Below are 14,639 nucleotides of genomic sequence, written 5' to 3' on the forward strand. Positions count from 1 at the left end.
GCCCGGTGGCCGGAGGCCAGGCGGTCACGGGGCTGCCGGTCACGGGGTCAGGCTGTCGACCGGGCGTTCCTCGGCGGGGCCCCTCGGTCTCGCCTCACGGTGGGCCCGAACCGTTGAGCCAGCTCGCCCCGTACACCGCCGAGCCCAGCGCGAGGACGGCGAGGACGCCTACCGAGCGCGCCGTACGCACCCGCGCGAGCGCCACCGCCACCGGCAGCAGCAGCGGGAAGGCGGGCAGCAGCAGCCGGGGCTTGGAGCCGAAGTAGCCCGAGGAGCACAGCGCCAGCACCAGGACGATTCCGGTATAGACGAGCAGCGCGACCGGCTGGCGCTGCCGCACGCACACCACGTACGCCCCCAACGCGAGCGCGGTTCCGGCGATCAGGCCGAGACCGGCCAGCACGACGGGCCAGCCGCCGAGGTGCTCCACGATGAACTCCCCGTACGCGAGGCCCCCGTCGAAGCCGTTGCCCCAGGTGGCCTGCACGTCGAGATAGCCCAGCGGGCTGCCCCGGCGCAGCCCCACCCACAGCACGTAGCCCGCCGCGCCGAGCGGGGCGAGCACGGCCCCGGCGACCATCCGCGCACCGATGTGCCGGGTGCGCCGCGCCTCGACGGCGGCCGCCGCCCACAGCGCGGCGGCGACCGCGAGCCCCACCGGCCGGGTCAGTCCGGCCAGCGACGCGAGCAGCCCGGCCTCGACCCAGCGGTGGCGCAGCACCGCGTACAGCGCCCAGGCGGACAGCGCGACGAACAGGGCCTCGCTGTACGCCATCGACTGCACGATCCCCACCGGCACCGCCGCCCACAGCGTCACGAGCAAGAGCCCCACCCGGTGGCCATGGAGGTGATGCCCCGTCAGGTAGATGCCCCAGGCGGCCGCCAGGCCCGCGACCGCGCTGACCAGCAGCCCCGCGTCGGCCGGCCCCAGCGGGCTCACCGCGGCGACCCCCTTCTCCAGCCAGGGAAGCAGCGGGAAGAACGCGAGGTCGGACAGGACCCGGCCGTCCGGCGCGGTCAGTGTGAAGTCGTAGCCGAAATCGGCGACCCGCACGTACCAGAGCGAGTCCCAGCGCGCGGACAACAGCGCGTGGGCGTCCTTTCCGGCGATACGGGACCACAGTGCGAGGGCGAGCAGGCCGAGCGCGCGGACCGCCGCGAAGGCCGCGACGGCCGTCCACGCCCGGCGAAGTGCGGGAGCCGCTTCCGTCAGTCCGCCGGCCGGTTCGCGGCAACCGGTTCGACCTGACCCCACGCGCATCGTCCACTCACTTTCCTGACCGGCCGGGCCGGGCACCCGTTCGGTGCGCCACGACTGTACGCACTGGTGGGAGCCGGTGCGCACCTCGAAGGGATCTTGGCCGCGGGCCCCGCGCCCCCGGCCGCGACGCGCCACCCGCCGTCGCTCGTACGCGGGCTTACTCCGCGGCTTCTTCCAACCGGCCCCGGGTTCTTCGTTAATGTCCTCCTGGGACAAGCGGAAGCGCCGGCTCGGCGGCAGGGTCGGGCGGCGCGCCGCGGCAGAGATCAAGTGTGCTGGATCGGAACGGAGTTGGGGACATGGCGACGGTTCCTCCTGACGGCGGCGGGAGCGTAGCCGGGGAAGGCTATTACCCGGACCCCTCCATTCCCGGATATGTCCGGTACTGGAACGGGGTCTCCTGGGTGCCCGGCACGAGCCGGCCCGCCCCGCGCCCGGGGGAGGCGCCGCCCACCCCGCCGCCGGGCGCCGCCCCCGCACCGGCCCCGGCCCTCGCCTCCGCTCCGCCGCCGGTGGCGCCCGCCGAGGAGACGGGCCCGGTCTTCCTGGACGAGCCCGAAGAAGACCGCGCACCTGCCGCGCGGGGGCAGGGCGACCGGCCGCAGCCCGCCTGGCACGCGGACGCCGCCCACCAGTCCGGCTTCGGCGGCGACCAGGACCGCCGGGTCTCCTGGGGCCGCCCGGTCGACCCGCGCGGGCTGCCCGACGCGGTCGACCCGCGCCGGCTGCCCGACCCACGGCGGCCCGAGACGGCCCAGCCCGCCGCCTCGGCCCCGCACCACCAGCAGCTCACGGGGTCCGCGCCGCCCCCAGCCGTCGGCCCGGCGCCCGCGCGGGCCGCGCTGCCCGCCCCGGCCGAACCGGCCCGGCCGCTCCCGACGGGCTACCACGACGGCTCGCGGCCGGCGCCCGGACACGCGCCCGCACCGACTTCCGTACCGGGGCCCGCACCGGCTCAGGCGCCGGCTCCCGTACAACCACCCATCCCGGCACAGTCGCAGCCGCAGGCCCAGCCGTACGTACCGCCGTATCCGCAACCACAGCAGGTGCAGCCGCGGTCGCAGCCCTATCCACAGCCGCCCGCCCAGCCCGCGCAGCCGGGCCCCGCCGTGCCAAGCTCGCCGATGACCGCCGGGCCCGGGGGAGGAGCCGCGTCCTGGGCGCAGCAGGTGCACCAGCTCGCCCAGCCGGATCCGCAGGAACCGGTGGTGCCGTGGAAGCCGCCGGTCGCCGACCCGTTCCTCCAGGCCGCCCAGGCGCAGGCCTCGGCCCGGCCCGCCGCGCTCGGCCGGCGCCTCGTCGCGCGGCTCGTGGACACCGTGCTGCTCGGCGCGCTCGTCGGGGGCCTCGCGGTGCCGCTGATCACGAAGGCCGGGGACCACATCCAGGACAAGGTCGACGCGGCCAAGCTGTCGGGGCGGACGGTCACCGTCTACCTCCTCGACGCCACCACCGCGGGCTACTTCGGCATCGTCCTCGGCGCCTTCCTGATCCTCGGCGTGCTGTACGAGGCGCTGCCCACCGCCAAGTGGGGCCGCACCCTCGGCAAGAGGCTGTGCGGGGTGCAGGTGCGCGGCATCGAGTCGTACGAGCCGCCGACGTTCGGTCAGGCGCTGCGCCGCTGGCTGCTCTACGGGGTGCTCGGTCTGCTCGCGGTCGGTGTGGTCAACGTCGTGTGGTGCCTGTTCGACCGGCCGTGGCGTCAGTGTTGGCACGACAAGGCGGCCCGTACCTTCGTCGCGCAGGGTTAGGGGACGGGCGAACCGGATTCCGCCTCCCCCCGGTGGCGGAATCCGGCCTCTCACCTCCCCCGAACGGCGCCCGTACCGTTGCGGGCGCCTCGCGCGCGCGGTGCACTACGGCCATGAGTACCGATCAGCCGCCGCCCGATCAGCCGTCCGAGAACGACCCGTTCCTCAAGAAGCCGTCGGAACCTCCACGCAGCGGCTCTCCCTACGGCGGATCGCAGCCGCCGCCCGCCGGACCGCCCGGCGATTCTCCCCACGGTTCCGGCCCGCCGTCCGGGGGCGGGGGCCCTTACGGCACGCCGCCTCCTCCTGGCGGCGGGGGCCCTTACGGCGGTCCGCCTCCCCCCGGTGGCGGATCGCCGTACGGCAGCGGCCCGACACCGCCGTCCGACCCCTACGGGGGCGGGTACGGCGGTGTCGATCCGCTGGCCGGAATGCCGCCGCTCGCCGACTACGGCAAGCGGTTCTTGGCCCGCTTCATCGACTTCCTCATCATCGCGATCCCGCTCGGCCTGATCGAATGGGCGACCAGCAACCGGATCGTCATCTCCACCAACAGCAGCGACTCCGGCACCCAGGTGATCAGCAAGGCGTACTCCGGCAGCGGGCTGCTCTGGCTGTTGATCTCGCTCGCCGCCTACATCGGCTACGACACCCTGATGGTGTCGAAGTCCGGCCAGACCCTCGGCAAGAAGTGGTTCGGGCTCAGGGTCGCGATGCTCAACGACGGCAGCGTGCCCACCACCAACGCCTCACTCGCCCGCGCCGCCGTGCTGTGGGCGCCGTTCGTGCTCTGCTGCTACTGCCTGTGGGACATCATCCTGATCATCACGATCGTGGTGGACAAGCCGTACCGGCAGGGCTGGCACGACAAGGCCGGCAAGACGGTGGTGGTCTCAACCACGCAGTGAGTGCTCGCGCCTGGGCTGCCGCTGGGCGCGGGGGCCCGGGACGCTCAGCGCGGCGGAGGTCTCGACGACGGCCGCACGGCTCGCGGGTGCCGGGGTACCGGCGGCCCGCCCCGTGCGGTCGTCGGCGTCCGTACGGGCGCGGCGGGGCAGTGGCATCGGCACCGTGACGGCGACGAGCAGGCCGAGCAGCAGCGCGGCGAGCACTATGACCGCGACTCCCACCCCCGACTCGGTTCGCGAGAGCAGCAGCATGGCGACGGTCGAGAAGACGACGGTGGCCGAACCGTAGGAGAGCTGTGCGGCAGTGGGACGCGGCATGGCGTTATCCGTCCTGGTGGTTCGGATAGGGGGTGAGCCTTTCGACCGTTCTCAACCGGCCGCCCTGGCAACCGGATCGCACTGTCAAGCGACTCTACGACGGTCCATGCCCGAGCGGAACTGTTGGTAAGCGTGACCTAACCCACGGTGCCGGAGCACGGGGGGCGCACGGAGTCATTCCGCAACGCGGCGCCGTCCGCATGCCGAGACGCGCGCACCGGTTGTCACCGTATATGGGCAGGGAGTTGACGTCCGGATACCGGAAGTCGCCTTCTGCATAATGTACTTGGCACGAACAAGTCAAGATCTGTCTTTTCTTTGGTAACTCCGGTCCAATGTCGTCACTTGAGACGCGTGTCGAGCACCGGAGCCAGCCCCTCACCCCCCGGTTCCTGCCGGCCGCGGGGGAGGAAAACATCAAGTGACCAGCAGCAGGAGGGCGGCCAGAGCCGCTGCCGTGCTCGTGGCGCTCGCCACGGTCGGCGCCACGGGCTCGGCGTTCGCCACCGCCCAGGCGGACTCGAAGGCTCCGAAGGCCGTCGTACGCCAGGACCCGTCCACGGCCAACGGCCAGGAGCACAACCTCAAGGGCCCGTTCAGCGACCAGCAGGCCCAGCAGCGCCAGGCGGCGCTGGAGCAGGTCATCTCCGGCAAGAAGAAGGTCGAGAAGAAGAACGGCTCCGACGTCGTCAAGCTCGACGACAACAAGTACGTCGAGCTCGGCCGGCAGAAGACCGACAAGATATTCACGATCCTGGTCGAGTTCGGCGACCAGGTCGACAACACCACCATGTACGACCCGGACGGCCCCGACGGGCCCAAGCCGCCGCAGCCCAAGTACGGGGGCACCCCCGGCCCGGCGCACAACCAGATAGCCAAGCCCGACCGGGCGAAGGACAACTCGACCGCCTGGCAGGCGGACTACAACCAGAAGCACTACCAGGACCTGTACTTCGGTTCCGGCCAGGGCGTCAACTCGCTGAAGACGTACTACGAGAAGACCTCGTCGGGTCGCTACTCGGTCGACGGCCAGGTCACCGACTGGGTCAAGATCCCGTACAACGAGGCCCGGTACGGCTCCAACTACTGCGGTCAGACCAACTGCTCCAACGTGTGGGACACCGTCCGTGACGGCGTCAACGCCTGGGTCGCCGACCAGAAGGCCAAGGGCCAGACCGACGCGGAGATCAAGGCGACCCTGAGTCAGTACGACCAGTGGGACCGCAACGACTACAACAACAACGGCAACTTCAACGAGCCGGACGGCTACATCGATCACTTCCAGATCGTGCACGCCGGCGAGGACGAGTCGGCCGGCGGCGGCGCGCAGGGCACCAACGCCCTGTGGGCGCACCGCTGGTACGCGTACGGCACGGACGCCGGCAAGACCGGCCCGGCGAACAACAAGGCCGGCGGTACGCAGATCGGTGACACCGGGATGTGGGTCGGCGACTACACGATGCAGCCGGAGAACGGCGGCCTCGGCGTCTTCGCCCACGAGTACGGCCACGACCTCGGTCTGCCGGACCTCTACGACACCACCAACACCGCCGAGAACTCGGTCGGTTTCTGGTCCCTGATGTCGGCGGGTTCCTGGCTCGGCACCGGCAAGGACTCCATCGGTGACCTTCCCGGCGACATGACCGCCTGGGACAAGCTCCAGCTCGGCTGGCTCAACGCCGAGACGGTGAAGGCCGGTTCGGACAAGACGGTCAAGCTGGGTGTCTCCGAGTACAACACCAACGACAAACAGGCGTTGGTGGTCGAGTTGCCCAAGAAGGAAGTCACCACCACCGTCACGAAGCCCGTCGAGGGCTCCAAGCAGTGGTGGAGCGGGATGGGTGACAACCTCAACAACACCCTGACCCGCCCGCTCGACCTGACCGGCAAGTCCAAGGCGTCCCTGGACCTCTCGGGCTGGTGGGACATCGAGAAGGACTACGACTTCCTGTACACCGAGGTCTCCACGGACAGCGGCGCCACCTGGAACGCGATCGACGGCACCGCCGACGGCAAGGCCATCACCCGCGACTCCAGCAACAAGCCAGCCCTGACCGACGCCTCCGGCGCGTACAAGAAGCTGTCCTTCCCGCTCGACCAGTACGCGGGCCAGAAGATCCAGCTCCGCTTCCGCTACCAGACGGACGGCGGCGCGGGCGGCAAGGGCTTCACCGCCGACGCGATCACCGTGACCGCGGACGGCGCGGCGATCGTCACCGACGGTGCCGAGGGCGACGACAACGGCTGGACGGCGAAGAACTTCTCCCGCATCGGCGAGTCCTTCAGCAACGACTACCCGCAGTACTACATCGCCGAGAACCGCCAGTACGTCTCGTACGACCAGACCCTCAAGGTCGGCCCGTACAACTTCGGCTTCTCGGCGACCCGTCCCAGCTGGGTCGAGCACTACCCGTACCAGAAGGGCCTGCTCATCTGGCTCTGGGACACCTCCCAGAAGGACAACAACGTCTCGGCCCACCTGGGCCAGGGCCTGATCCTGCCGGTGGACGCGCACTCCAAGCCGCTCAAGTGGGCCGACGGCACGCTCCTTCGCAACAAGGTCCAGCCCTTCGACGCGCCGTTCAGCTGGTACCCGACGGACTCTTTCACGCTGCACAAGGCCGACGTCCCGACGAAGATCAACTCCCAGATGGGTGTCCCGATCTTCGACGACCACTTCGGTACGTACTGGTCCGCGGAGAACCCGACCGGAAGCGTCAAGGTTCCTGACACCAAGACCCGGATCTCGATCGTCAACCAGCCGCTGGACGGCTCGACGATGACCGTGAAGGTCGGCCGCTCCATCAAGTAATTCTCAAAACCGCAGGTCAAGCCATGATCGGCCGTCGCCCACTAGCGGGGCGGCGGCCGGTCGTGTTTAGGTGCGTCCTACGAGTCCTTATTGACAGCGAGTCCAACGCGTCGTCTTACAGGGGGAGTGGTCCGGCATGCCCGGCGGAGGTTTCTGCAAGTTGCCCGGCGGCAGTGTCGTGGTCGCGCTCACACTGCCGAACCCGGCGGCACCCGGCACGAACGTGCGGGTCCTGGTGCACGCGGTCAACCGCGCCCGAGCCCTGACCAGGCTGCGCAACCTGGGCCTGCGCGCCGTCTACCTGCGCGGCAACACCGAGCCGCCGACCCTGGACGAGATCACCGCCGTCCTCCACCACCCCGACGGCCTGCTGTGGCGCACCACCCCGGAGGCCACGGCGGAAGAGCTCTGGCACCCGATACGAGCGCTGCTGAGGTAGTGACCGGCTCCGCCGACCACCCCGCGGGCAGGGCCCAGGGTCCCTACAGGACGGGTTTGCCCGACAGTTCCACCCCGGCGGCCCGCATCTCATCGAGCGCCCGCGAGGTGGTGGCCTCGGACACCCCGGCCGTGAGGTCGAGCAGCACATGCGTCACGAACCCCGCGCGCACCGCGTCCAGCGCGGTGGCCCGCACGCAGTGGTCCGTGGCGATCCCCACCACGTCGACCTCGGCGACCTGACGGGCCCGCAGCCAGTCGGCCAGCGAGACCCCGTTCTCGTCAAGACCCTCGAAGCCGCTGTACGCCGCGGCGTACGCCCCCTTGTCGAAGACCGCGTCGATCGCCCCGCAGGCGACCGCCGGCGCGAAGTTGGGGTGGAAGCCCACGCCCTCGGTACCGGCGACGCAGTGCACCGGCCAGGAGTGCTCGAAGTCGGGGGTGTCCGAGAAGTGGGTGCCCGGGTCTATGTGGTGGTCACGCGTGGCCACCACGTGACGGTAGGCGGACCCGGCCGCCTGGCCCACCAGGTCCGTGATCGCGGCGGCGACGTCCGCGCCGCCCGCGACCGCGAGTGAGCCGCCCTCACAGAAATCGTTCTGGACGTCCACGACGATCAAGGCGCGGTGCATGTCGGCTGTCCTTCGGTCTGCGGGCCCCGTGGTCAGGGAGGGCTGTTCTTCGAGCGTAGAGACTTCGCCCCGCGCGCGGCAGGGGGCAAAGGGGGGCGGAAACCCGGTGGCACCGCTCAGAGGTACTCGGTCGGGATGACCGGCTCGCCGCGCGACAGCTGGCTCGCGGACATCGGCAGTGCGGCCAGCGCGTCGATGTGGCGCCGGCGGGCGGTCTCCAGTGGTTCGCGGGCCACGACGGTGCCGCCCTTGACGAGCTCGACCAGGAGCTGGCGGTCGGCGAGCGAGGTGGGCACCGCCCCGGTGCCGATGACCTCGGCCTCGGCGATCCCGTACGCGTCTGAGCGGCGCGCGGCCCATTTGCGGCCGCCCACCGAGGACTTCGCGCCGAGCGACTTCTTGGCGACCGCCTCCAGTGGGGCCTTCGGGTCGGCGGACTGCGCGCGGGCGACCAGCTTGTAGACCATGGAGCAGGTCGGGTGCCCGGAGCCGGTGACCAGCTGGGTGCCGACCCCGTACGCGTCCACGGGAGCCGCGGCGAGCGAGGCGATGGCGTACTCGTCGAGGTCGGAGGTGACCACGATCTTGGTGTTGGCCGCGCCGAGCTCGTCGAGCTGCTGGCGCACCCGGTGGGCGACCAGGAGCAGGTCGCCGGAGTCGATGCGGACCGCGCCGAGCTCGGGCCCGGCGATCTCGACGGCCGCCCTGACCGCCTCGGCGACGTCGTAGGTGTCGACCAGGAGCGTGGTGCCGCTGCCGAGCGAGTCGACCTGGGCCCGGAAGGCGTCCCGCTCGCTGTCGTGGAGCAGGGTGAAGGCGTGCGCGCTGGTGCCGACGGTCGGGATGCCGTAGCGGAAACCGGCCGCGAGGTCGGAGGTGGTGCTGAAGCCGCCGACGTAGGCGGCCCGAGCGGAGGCGACCGCGGACAGCTCGTGGGTGCGGCGCGCGCCCATCTCGATGAGCGGGCGCCCGCCCGCGGCGGCCGACATCCGCGAGGCGGCGGCGGCGATCGCGGAGTCGTGGTTGAGGATCGAGAGGATCACGGTCTCCAGGAGCACGCACTCGGCGAAGGAGCCCTCCACGCGCAGGATCGGCGAACCCGGGAAGTAGACCTCGCCCTCCGGGTAGCCCCAGATGTCCCCGCTGAAGCGGTAGGAGGCCAGCCAGCGCAGGGTGGGCTCGTCCACTATGCGCCGCTCGCGCAGGAAGCCCAGCACGCCCGCGTCGAAGCGGAAGTTCTCGACGGCGTCCAGGACCCGGCCGGTGCCCCCGACCACGCCGTACCGGCGGCCCTCGGGCAGCCGGCGGGTGAAGACCTCGAAGACCGAGCGCCGCTCGGCGGTCCCGGCCTTCAGCGCCGCCTGGAGCATCGTGAACTCGTACTGGTCGGTGAAGAGCGCTGTCGACGGCACATCCACCGGCAGCCCAAGGTCCGCAGCGTTCACAACGAGCTACCTCGCACTTTCGTCCGGGCCGAGCCCGGTTCGGCCGGGAAATCCGGGGGCTGCCCCGGGAGATGGGGCATGAGGGGATGCTACTCGAATACTCGTCACTCTGACGATTTCTAGGGGCCTGTTTGTGCGATGACCGGCCCCGGGTGGCAGCATGGAGGCCGTGGCTGTGTTTTCCGGCGGGCGACCCCGGGCCCCCCGGCAGAAGAGGTGCTGTGGTTTCCGAGGGGCCGACCCCCGGATCCCCGGCAGAGAAGACAAAGGTTGCCCAGCGTCGTGAGTGTTGCCCCCGTAGAGATCGAACGCCCCGAGTCGGCGGAGTCGAGCCGGCCCGTCGCCGAACCCGATGTGCCCTGGGTGACGCTCGTCCACAACGACCCCGTCAACCTGATGAGCTACGTGCAGTACGTCTTCCAGTCCTACTTCGGCTACTCCAAGGACAAGGCCCACAAGCTGATGCTCGACGTGCACCACAAGGGCCGGGCCGTGGTCTCCAGCGGCAGCCGCGAGGAAATGGAACGCGATGTGCAGGCGATGCACGGCTACGGGCTCTGGGCGACGCTGACGCAGGACCGCGGCTGATGGCCGGGCACTTCGAACCCCTGCCCCGCGGCGGCGCGGCCGTCGCGCTCGACGAGGTCGAGATCGCGATCCTGCGCTCGCTGGCGGTCCAGCTGCTCGAACTCATCGGCCCCGGTGACGAACCGGCCGAGGACGCCGACCCGCTCGCCGCGCTGTTCGCCGAGGGTCCGAGCGAGCCGCCCGCCGACCCGGCACTGGCCCGCCTCTTCCCCGAGGCGTACGCGAGCGAGGAGAGCGATGAACTGCGGGCCAAATCAGCCGAGTTCAGGCGTTTCACCGAGAACGACCTGCGCTCGCGCAAGCGCGCCGACGCGCTCGCGGTGGTCCACGGGCTCGACGCGCTGACGCCCAAGGGCGACGGCGGGGCGGTCCTGAAGCTGACCGCCGAGGACTCGCGGCACTGGCTGGGCGCGCTCAACGACCTGCGGCTGACCATCGGCACCCGCCTGGAGATCACCGACGAGGACGAGAGCGGCGAGCTGTACCGGCTGCCGGACGACGATCCGCGCAAGCCGATGGTGATGGCCTATCTCTGGCTGGGTGTGCTGCAAGAGACACTCATCGAAACGCTCATGCCCTGACTGGGCGACCAGGAGATGGCCGTTCGCTCAGCGGACGCTCAAATCCGTATAACGATCCCATCACCGCATCGACCTACTTTGCGATGCCAAGGGAAATTTGTCCGCTTCTTCCTGTGGGGTGCGCCACAGCGACGGATGTGGATCACCCATAAGCCCGTGATAAATCTTCACGACCACCCGGGGACGCCACCCATGTTCCCCGGGGGCGCTTCGACCGGCTGACCGCCGGCGGCACTCCATCCACATCCGGGGGGATCAGGACCTGATCCGCCGCTTCGCGACCGAGGCGGGCGGGTCAGCATGGAGAAAGGCGCACCACCATGACCTCAGCGCAGGTCGACCAGCACGGAGACCGTCCTGCCGGCAATGAGGCCGCGGGGACCGCCCACGGACCGGGCGAGGGCACGGGCGAGGGATATCAGCGGGGCCTCGGGGCCCGGCAGATCCAGATGATCGCGATCGGCGGTGCCATCGGCACCGGCCTCTTCCTCGGCGCGGGCAAGGCCATCTCGAAGGCCGGCCCCAGCCTCATCCTGGCCTACGCCATCGCCGGCCTGGTCATCTTCTTCATCATGCGCGCCCTCGGCGAGCTGCTCATGTACCGCCCGGTGTCCGGCTCCTTCTCGGAGTACGCCCGCGAGTTCGTCGGCCCGTTCTGGGGCTTCGTCACCGGCTGGACGTACTGGCTCTTCTGGGTCGTCACCGGCATCACCGAAGTCACCGCGGCCGCTCAGTACATGTCCTTCTGGACTCACAACAGCGTCCCGCAATGGGCCTACGCGCTGATCTTCACGCTCATCCTGTACGCCGTGAACCTCATCTCCGTGAAGCTCTTCGGTGAGCTGGAGTTCTGGTTCTCCATGGTCAAGGTCACCGCCATCGTCGGCATGATCCTGATCTGCGCCGGCATCCTCACCATGGGCTTCTCCGACGCCGCGGACACCGCCACCGTCGCCAACCTCTGGAACGACGGCGGTTTCTTCCCCAAGGGCATCGGCGGCACGCTGATGACCCTCCAGATCGTCATGTTCGCCTTCCTCGCCGTCGAGCTGGTCGGCGTGACCGCCGGCGAGTCCAAGGACCCCGAGAAGACGCTGCCCAAGGCCATCAATACCGTGCCGTGGCGCATCGCCGTCTTCTACATCGGCGCCCTGATCATGATCCTCTCGGTCGTCCCGTGGCACGAGTTCCAGCCGGGCGTCAGCCCCTTCGTCGCCGCCTTCGAGAAGATGGGCCTCGGCGTCGGCGCCGCGATCGTCAACTTCGTCGTGCTGACCGCCGCGCTCTCCTCCTGCAACTCCGGCATGTACTCCACCGGCCGCATGCTGCGCGACCTCGCGCTCAACGGCCAGGGCCCCAAGGCCTTCACCAAGCTGACCAAGAGCGGCACCCCGCTGGTCGGCACCACGGTCTCCGCCGCCCTGATGCTGGTCGGCGTCTGGATCAACTACGTCGCCCCCGGCAAGGCCTTCGACTACGTCGTCTCCTTCGCCACCATCTCCGGCATGTGGGCCTGGATCATGATCCTGGTCTGCCAGATCCGCTACCGCGCCAAGTCCGACCGCGGCGAACTGCCGGAGTCGACCTTCCGCGCCCCCGGCGCCCCGTACACCAGCTGGTTCGCGCTGCTCTTCATCGGCATGGTCATCGTGATGATGGGCATCGACAAGGACTCCCGCGTCTCGCTGTACTGCGCGCCGCTGTGGGGTCTCATCCTGGGCGTCTCCTACCTGGTCCTGAAGGCCAAGAACCCGGAGAACAAGGCGTTCGCGAAGCGCAGCTGACGCTCTGACCAGCGGCTTCTCATCATGCGGGCCGTTCCGTATCGACACTCGATACGGAACGGCCCGTCTGCTTATCCTTGCCGACATGCTGACCATCACCCAGGCCCTGTACGACCAGCTCGTGGCGCACGCCCGCGCCGACCACCCCGACGAGGCGTGCGGTGTGGTCGCTGGCCCGGCGGGCACCGGCCGCGCCGAGCGCTTCATCCCGATGCTGAACGCGGCCCGCTCGCCCACGTTCTACGAGTTCGACTCCCAGGACCTGCTCAAGCTGTACCGCGAGATGGACGACCGCGACGAGGAGCCGGTGATCGTCTACCACTCCCACACGGCGACCGAGGCCTACCCCTCGCGCACCGACGTGACGTACGCGAACGAGCCCGGCGCGCACTACGTCCTGGTCTCGACGGCCGACACCGACGGGGCCGGGGAGTTCCAGTTCCGCTCGTACCGCATCGTGGACGGTGTGATCACGGAAGAAGAGGTCAAGGTCGTCGAGGCGTACTGACGGTAGGTCACCCGGACGTCCGTCACCGGCGGGGTGCGCGTCGAGGTGGCCCGAGACCACATCCTGAGCGGGTTCGGTCCGGGATGTGAGATCACACTCCGGGAAGCAGAGCGGGAATCTATACGATGACCCCATGGTTGCGAACGACGTGAGCGACAAGACGCCGAGCAGCGGCCCCGCCCTGCTGCTCGTGGCGCGGCTGCACGTCGACCTGTGCCGTCTCGCCAGCGCGATCTGTACGGCCCGCGCAGCCGCCGTCTGACCGCCGCGCGCCACCCGCACCAACGCACCACCGCACGCCCCGGGCGTGCGGCGCGCGGACCCGAGCCCGAGCCGCGCCCACCTGCCTCTCCCTTTCGACCAGGAGCACACGCCATGGCCATCGAGGTCCGCATCCCGACCATCCTCCGCACCTACACCGATGGCGCCAAGGCCGTCGAGGCCAGCGGCGCCACCCTTGCCGAGCTCTTCACCGACCTCGACGCCCGCCACACCGGCATCCGCGAGCGCATCGTGGACGGCGACAACCTGCGCCGCTTCGTGAACGTCTACCTCAACGACGAGGACGTCCGCTTCCTCGACGGCATCAACACCGCGCTGGCCGACGGCGACAACGTCACGATCCTGCCCGCCGTCGCGGGAGGATCCGTCTGACATGCGCTACGACTCCCCGCTCGCCGCGGTCGGCGACACCCCGCTGGTCCGCCTCCCGCGCCTGTCCCCCTCCGCGGACGTGCGGATCTGGGCCAAGCTGGAGGACCGCAACCCGACCGGTTCGATCAAGGACCGGCCGGCTCTGCACATGGTCGAACAGGCCGAGAAGGACGGCCGGTTGACCCCCGGCTGCACCATTCTCGAACCCACCAGCGGCAACACCGGCATCTCGCTCGCGATGGCCGCGAAGCTCAAGGGCTACCGCATCGTGTGCGTGATGCCGGAGAACACCTCCCAGGAGCGCCGCGACCTGCTCGCGATGTGGGGAGCGGAGATCGTGTCCTCCCCGGCGGCGGGCGGCTCCAACACGGCCGTACGGGTCGCCAAGGAGCTGGCCGAACAGAACCCGTCCTGGGTGATGCTCTACCAGTACGGAAACCCGGACAACGCGGGCGCCCACTACGCCACCACGGGCCCGGAGATCCTCACCGACCTGCCCTCCATCACGCACTTCGTGGCGGGCCTTGGCACCACCGGAACGCTGATGGGCGTCGGCCGCTACCTGCGCGAGAACGTCCCCGGCATCAAGATCGTCGCGGCCGAGCCCCGCTACGACGACCTCGTGTACGGCCTGCGCAACCTGGACGAGGGCTTCGTACCGGAGCTGTACGACGCCTCCGTGCTGACCACCCGCTTCTCGGTCGGCTCGGCCGACGCGGTGACGCGCACCCGTGAACTCCTCCAGCAGGAGGGCATCTTCGCGGGCGTCTCCACGGGCGCCGCCCTGCACGCGGCCATCGGGGTCGGCAAGAAGGCCGTCAAGGCGGGGGAGTCGGCGGACATCGTCTTCGTCGTCGCCGACGGCGGCTGGAAGTACCTGTCGACCGGCGTCTACACCGCGCCGACGACCGAGGCCGCGATCGAAACCCTGCACGGCCAGCTCTGGGCCTGACGGGTCG

The 14,639-nt window shown here is 70.1% G+C and carries 15 protein-coding genes; 11 read left to right on the forward strand and 4 right to left on the reverse strand.

Annotated features, from left to right (window positions below; genetic code table 11):
- Positions 1–94 precede the first annotated feature (94 nt).
- Positions 95–1,261 carry a glycosyltransferase family 39 protein gene (locus OG522_RS23370; protein ID WP_443074739.1) on the reverse strand — a complete coding sequence of 389 codons (1,167 nt, stop codon included), beginning with the start codon at positions 1,259–1,261 and terminating at the stop codon, positions 95–97.
- Between the two features lie 299 nt (positions 1,262–1,560).
- Here OG522_RS23370 and OG522_RS23375 point away from each other — a divergent pair, with 299 nt between their 5' ends.
- Entirely contained in the window at positions 1,561–3,012 is a 1,452-nt protein-coding gene (locus OG522_RS23375) for an RDD family protein (protein ID WP_329464948.1), read from the forward strand.
- A 113-nt stretch (positions 3,013–3,125) separates the two neighbouring features.
- Entirely contained in the window at positions 3,126–3,920 is a 795-nt protein-coding gene (locus OG522_RS23380) for an RDD family protein (RefSeq protein ID WP_329464949.1), read from the forward strand.
- On the opposite strand, the gene OG522_RS23385 is transcribed toward OG522_RS23380, so the two are convergent.
- Positions 3,906–4,238 (reverse strand): hypothetical protein, encoded by a 333-nt coding sequence (locus OG522_RS23385; protein ID WP_329464950.1) that lies wholly within the window; start codon positions 4,236–4,238, stop codon positions 3,906–3,908. The two genes, OG522_RS23380 and OG522_RS23385, sit on opposite strands and share 15 nt — an antisense overlap.
- Positions 4,239–4,659: 421 nt before the next feature.
- Between OG522_RS23385 and OG522_RS23390 the strand changes: the two genes are divergently transcribed.
- Both OG522_RS23390 and OG522_RS23395 read left to right on the forward strand, forming a co-directional pair.
- Positions 4,660–7,050 (forward strand): immune inhibitor A domain-containing protein, encoded by a 2,391-nt coding sequence (locus OG522_RS23390; RefSeq protein WP_329464951.1) that lies wholly within the window; start codon positions 4,660–4,662, stop codon positions 7,048–7,050.
- 136 nt (positions 7,051–7,186) lie between these two features.
- On the forward strand, positions 7,187–7,489 hold the full coding sequence (locus tag OG522_RS23395) for a hypothetical protein (RefSeq protein WP_329464952.1): 303 nt from the start codon (positions 7,187–7,189) through the stop codon (positions 7,487–7,489).
- A 43-nt stretch (positions 7,490–7,532) separates the two neighbouring features.
- On the opposite strand, the gene OG522_RS23400 is transcribed toward OG522_RS23395, so the two are convergent.
- Positions 7,533–8,120 carry an isochorismatase family protein gene (locus OG522_RS23400; RefSeq protein WP_329464953.1) on the reverse strand — a complete coding sequence of 196 codons (588 nt, stop codon included), beginning with the start codon at positions 8,118–8,120 and terminating at the stop codon, positions 7,533–7,535.
- Between the two features lie 116 nt (positions 8,121–8,236).
- On the reverse strand, positions 8,237–9,565 hold the full coding sequence (locus OG522_RS23405) for a nicotinate phosphoribosyltransferase (RefSeq protein WP_329464954.1): 1,329 nt from the start codon (positions 9,563–9,565) through the stop codon (positions 8,237–8,239).
- A gap of 282 nt (positions 9,566–9,847) precedes the next feature.
- Here OG522_RS23405 and clpS point away from each other — a divergent pair, with 282 nt between their 5' ends.
- The 7 genes from clpS to OG522_RS23440 all read left to right on the forward strand — a co-directional run bounded on the left by clpS (position 9,848) and on the right by OG522_RS23440 (position 14,632).
- Positions 9,848–10,153, forward strand: coding sequence for an ATP-dependent Clp protease adapter ClpS (gene clpS, locus OG522_RS23410; RefSeq protein WP_053729472.1), 306 nt, complete (start codon positions 9,848–9,850; stop codon positions 10,151–10,153).
- Positions 10,153–10,734, forward strand: coding sequence for a DUF2017 domain-containing protein (locus OG522_RS23415; protein WP_329464955.1), 582 nt, complete (start codon positions 10,153–10,155; stop codon positions 10,732–10,734). The genes clpS and OG522_RS23415 overlap by 1 nt, the downstream gene beginning before the upstream one ends.
- 320 nt (positions 10,735–11,054) lie before the next feature.
- On the forward strand, positions 11,055–12,518 hold the full coding sequence (locus OG522_RS23420; RefSeq protein WP_329464956.1) for an amino acid permease: 1,464 nt from the start codon (positions 11,055–11,057) through the stop codon (positions 12,516–12,518).
- An 85-nt stretch (positions 12,519–12,603) separates the two neighbouring features.
- Entirely contained in the window at positions 12,604–13,026 is a 423-nt protein-coding gene (locus OG522_RS23425) for a M67 family metallopeptidase (RefSeq protein ID WP_329464957.1), read from the forward strand.
- A gap of 133 nt (positions 13,027–13,159) precedes the next feature.
- On the forward strand, positions 13,160–13,288 hold the full coding sequence (locus OG522_RS23430; RefSeq protein ID WP_329464958.1) for a putative leader peptide: 129 nt from the start codon (positions 13,160–13,162) through the stop codon (positions 13,286–13,288).
- Between the two features lie 113 nt (positions 13,289–13,401).
- The gene (locus OG522_RS23435; protein ID WP_329464959.1) at positions 13,402–13,680 is read left to right on the forward strand and encodes a MoaD/ThiS family protein; all 279 of its coding nucleotides are present in this window, start codon (positions 13,402–13,404) and stop codon (positions 13,678–13,680) included.
- A gap of 1 nt (position 13,681) precedes the next feature.
- Positions 13,682–14,632: a PLP-dependent cysteine synthase family protein gene (locus tag OG522_RS23440; protein WP_329464960.1), complete on the forward strand. Its 951-nt coding sequence runs from the start codon at positions 13,682–13,684 to the stop codon at positions 14,630–14,632.
- Positions 14,633–14,639: the final 7 nt, after the last annotated feature.

Origin of the sequence: Streptomyces sp. NBC_01431 (genome assembly GCF_036231355.1) — a bacterium.
Classification (GTDB): domain Bacteria; phylum Actinomycetota; class Actinomycetes; order Streptomycetales; family Streptomycetaceae; genus Streptomyces.

What these genes read in the sequence shown, in the direction of transcription:
- OG522_RS23430 (WP_329464958.1), top strand. Translation starts at nt 13,160, where the DNA reads ATGGTTGCGAACGACGTGAGCGACAAGACGCCGAGCAGCGGCCCCGCC.
- OG522_RS23400 (WP_329464953.1), bottom strand. Translation starts at nt 8,120, where the DNA reads ATGCACCGCGCCTTGATCGTCGTGGACGTCCAGAACGATTTCTGTGAG.
- OG522_RS23370 (WP_443074739.1), bottom strand. Translation starts at nt 1,261, where the DNA reads ATGCGCGTGGGGTCAGGTCGAACCGGTTGCCGCGAACCGGCCGGCGGA.
- OG522_RS23420 (WP_329464956.1), top strand. Translation starts at nt 11,055, where the DNA reads ATGACCTCAGCGCAGGTCGACCAGCACGGAGACCGTCCTGCCGGCAAT.
- OG522_RS23435 (WP_329464959.1), top strand. Translation starts at nt 13,402, where the DNA reads ATGGCCATCGAGGTCCGCATCCCGACCATCCTCCGCACCTACACCGAT.
- OG522_RS23415 (WP_329464955.1), top strand. Translation starts at nt 10,153, where the DNA reads ATGGCCGGGCACTTCGAACCCCTGCCCCGCGGCGGCGCGGCCGTCGCG.
- OG522_RS23375 (WP_329464948.1), top strand. Translation starts at nt 1,561, where the DNA reads ATGGCGACGGTTCCTCCTGACGGCGGCGGGAGCGTAGCCGGGGAAGGC.
- OG522_RS23380 (WP_329464949.1), top strand. Translation starts at nt 3,126, where the DNA reads ATGAGTACCGATCAGCCGCCGCCCGATCAGCCGTCCGAGAACGACCCG.
- OG522_RS23395 (WP_329464952.1), top strand. Translation starts at nt 7,187, where the DNA reads ATGCCCGGCGGAGGTTTCTGCAAGTTGCCCGGCGGCAGTGTCGTGGTC.
- OG522_RS23440 (WP_329464960.1), top strand. Translation starts at nt 13,682, where the DNA reads ATGCGCTACGACTCCCCGCTCGCCGCGGTCGGCGACACCCCGCTGGTC.
- OG522_RS23425 (WP_329464957.1), top strand. Translation starts at nt 12,604, where the DNA reads ATGCTGACCATCACCCAGGCCCTGTACGACCAGCTCGTGGCGCACGCC.
- OG522_RS23385 (WP_329464950.1), bottom strand. Translation starts at nt 4,238, where the DNA reads ATGCCGCGTCCCACTGCCGCACAGCTCTCCTACGGTTCGGCCACCGTC.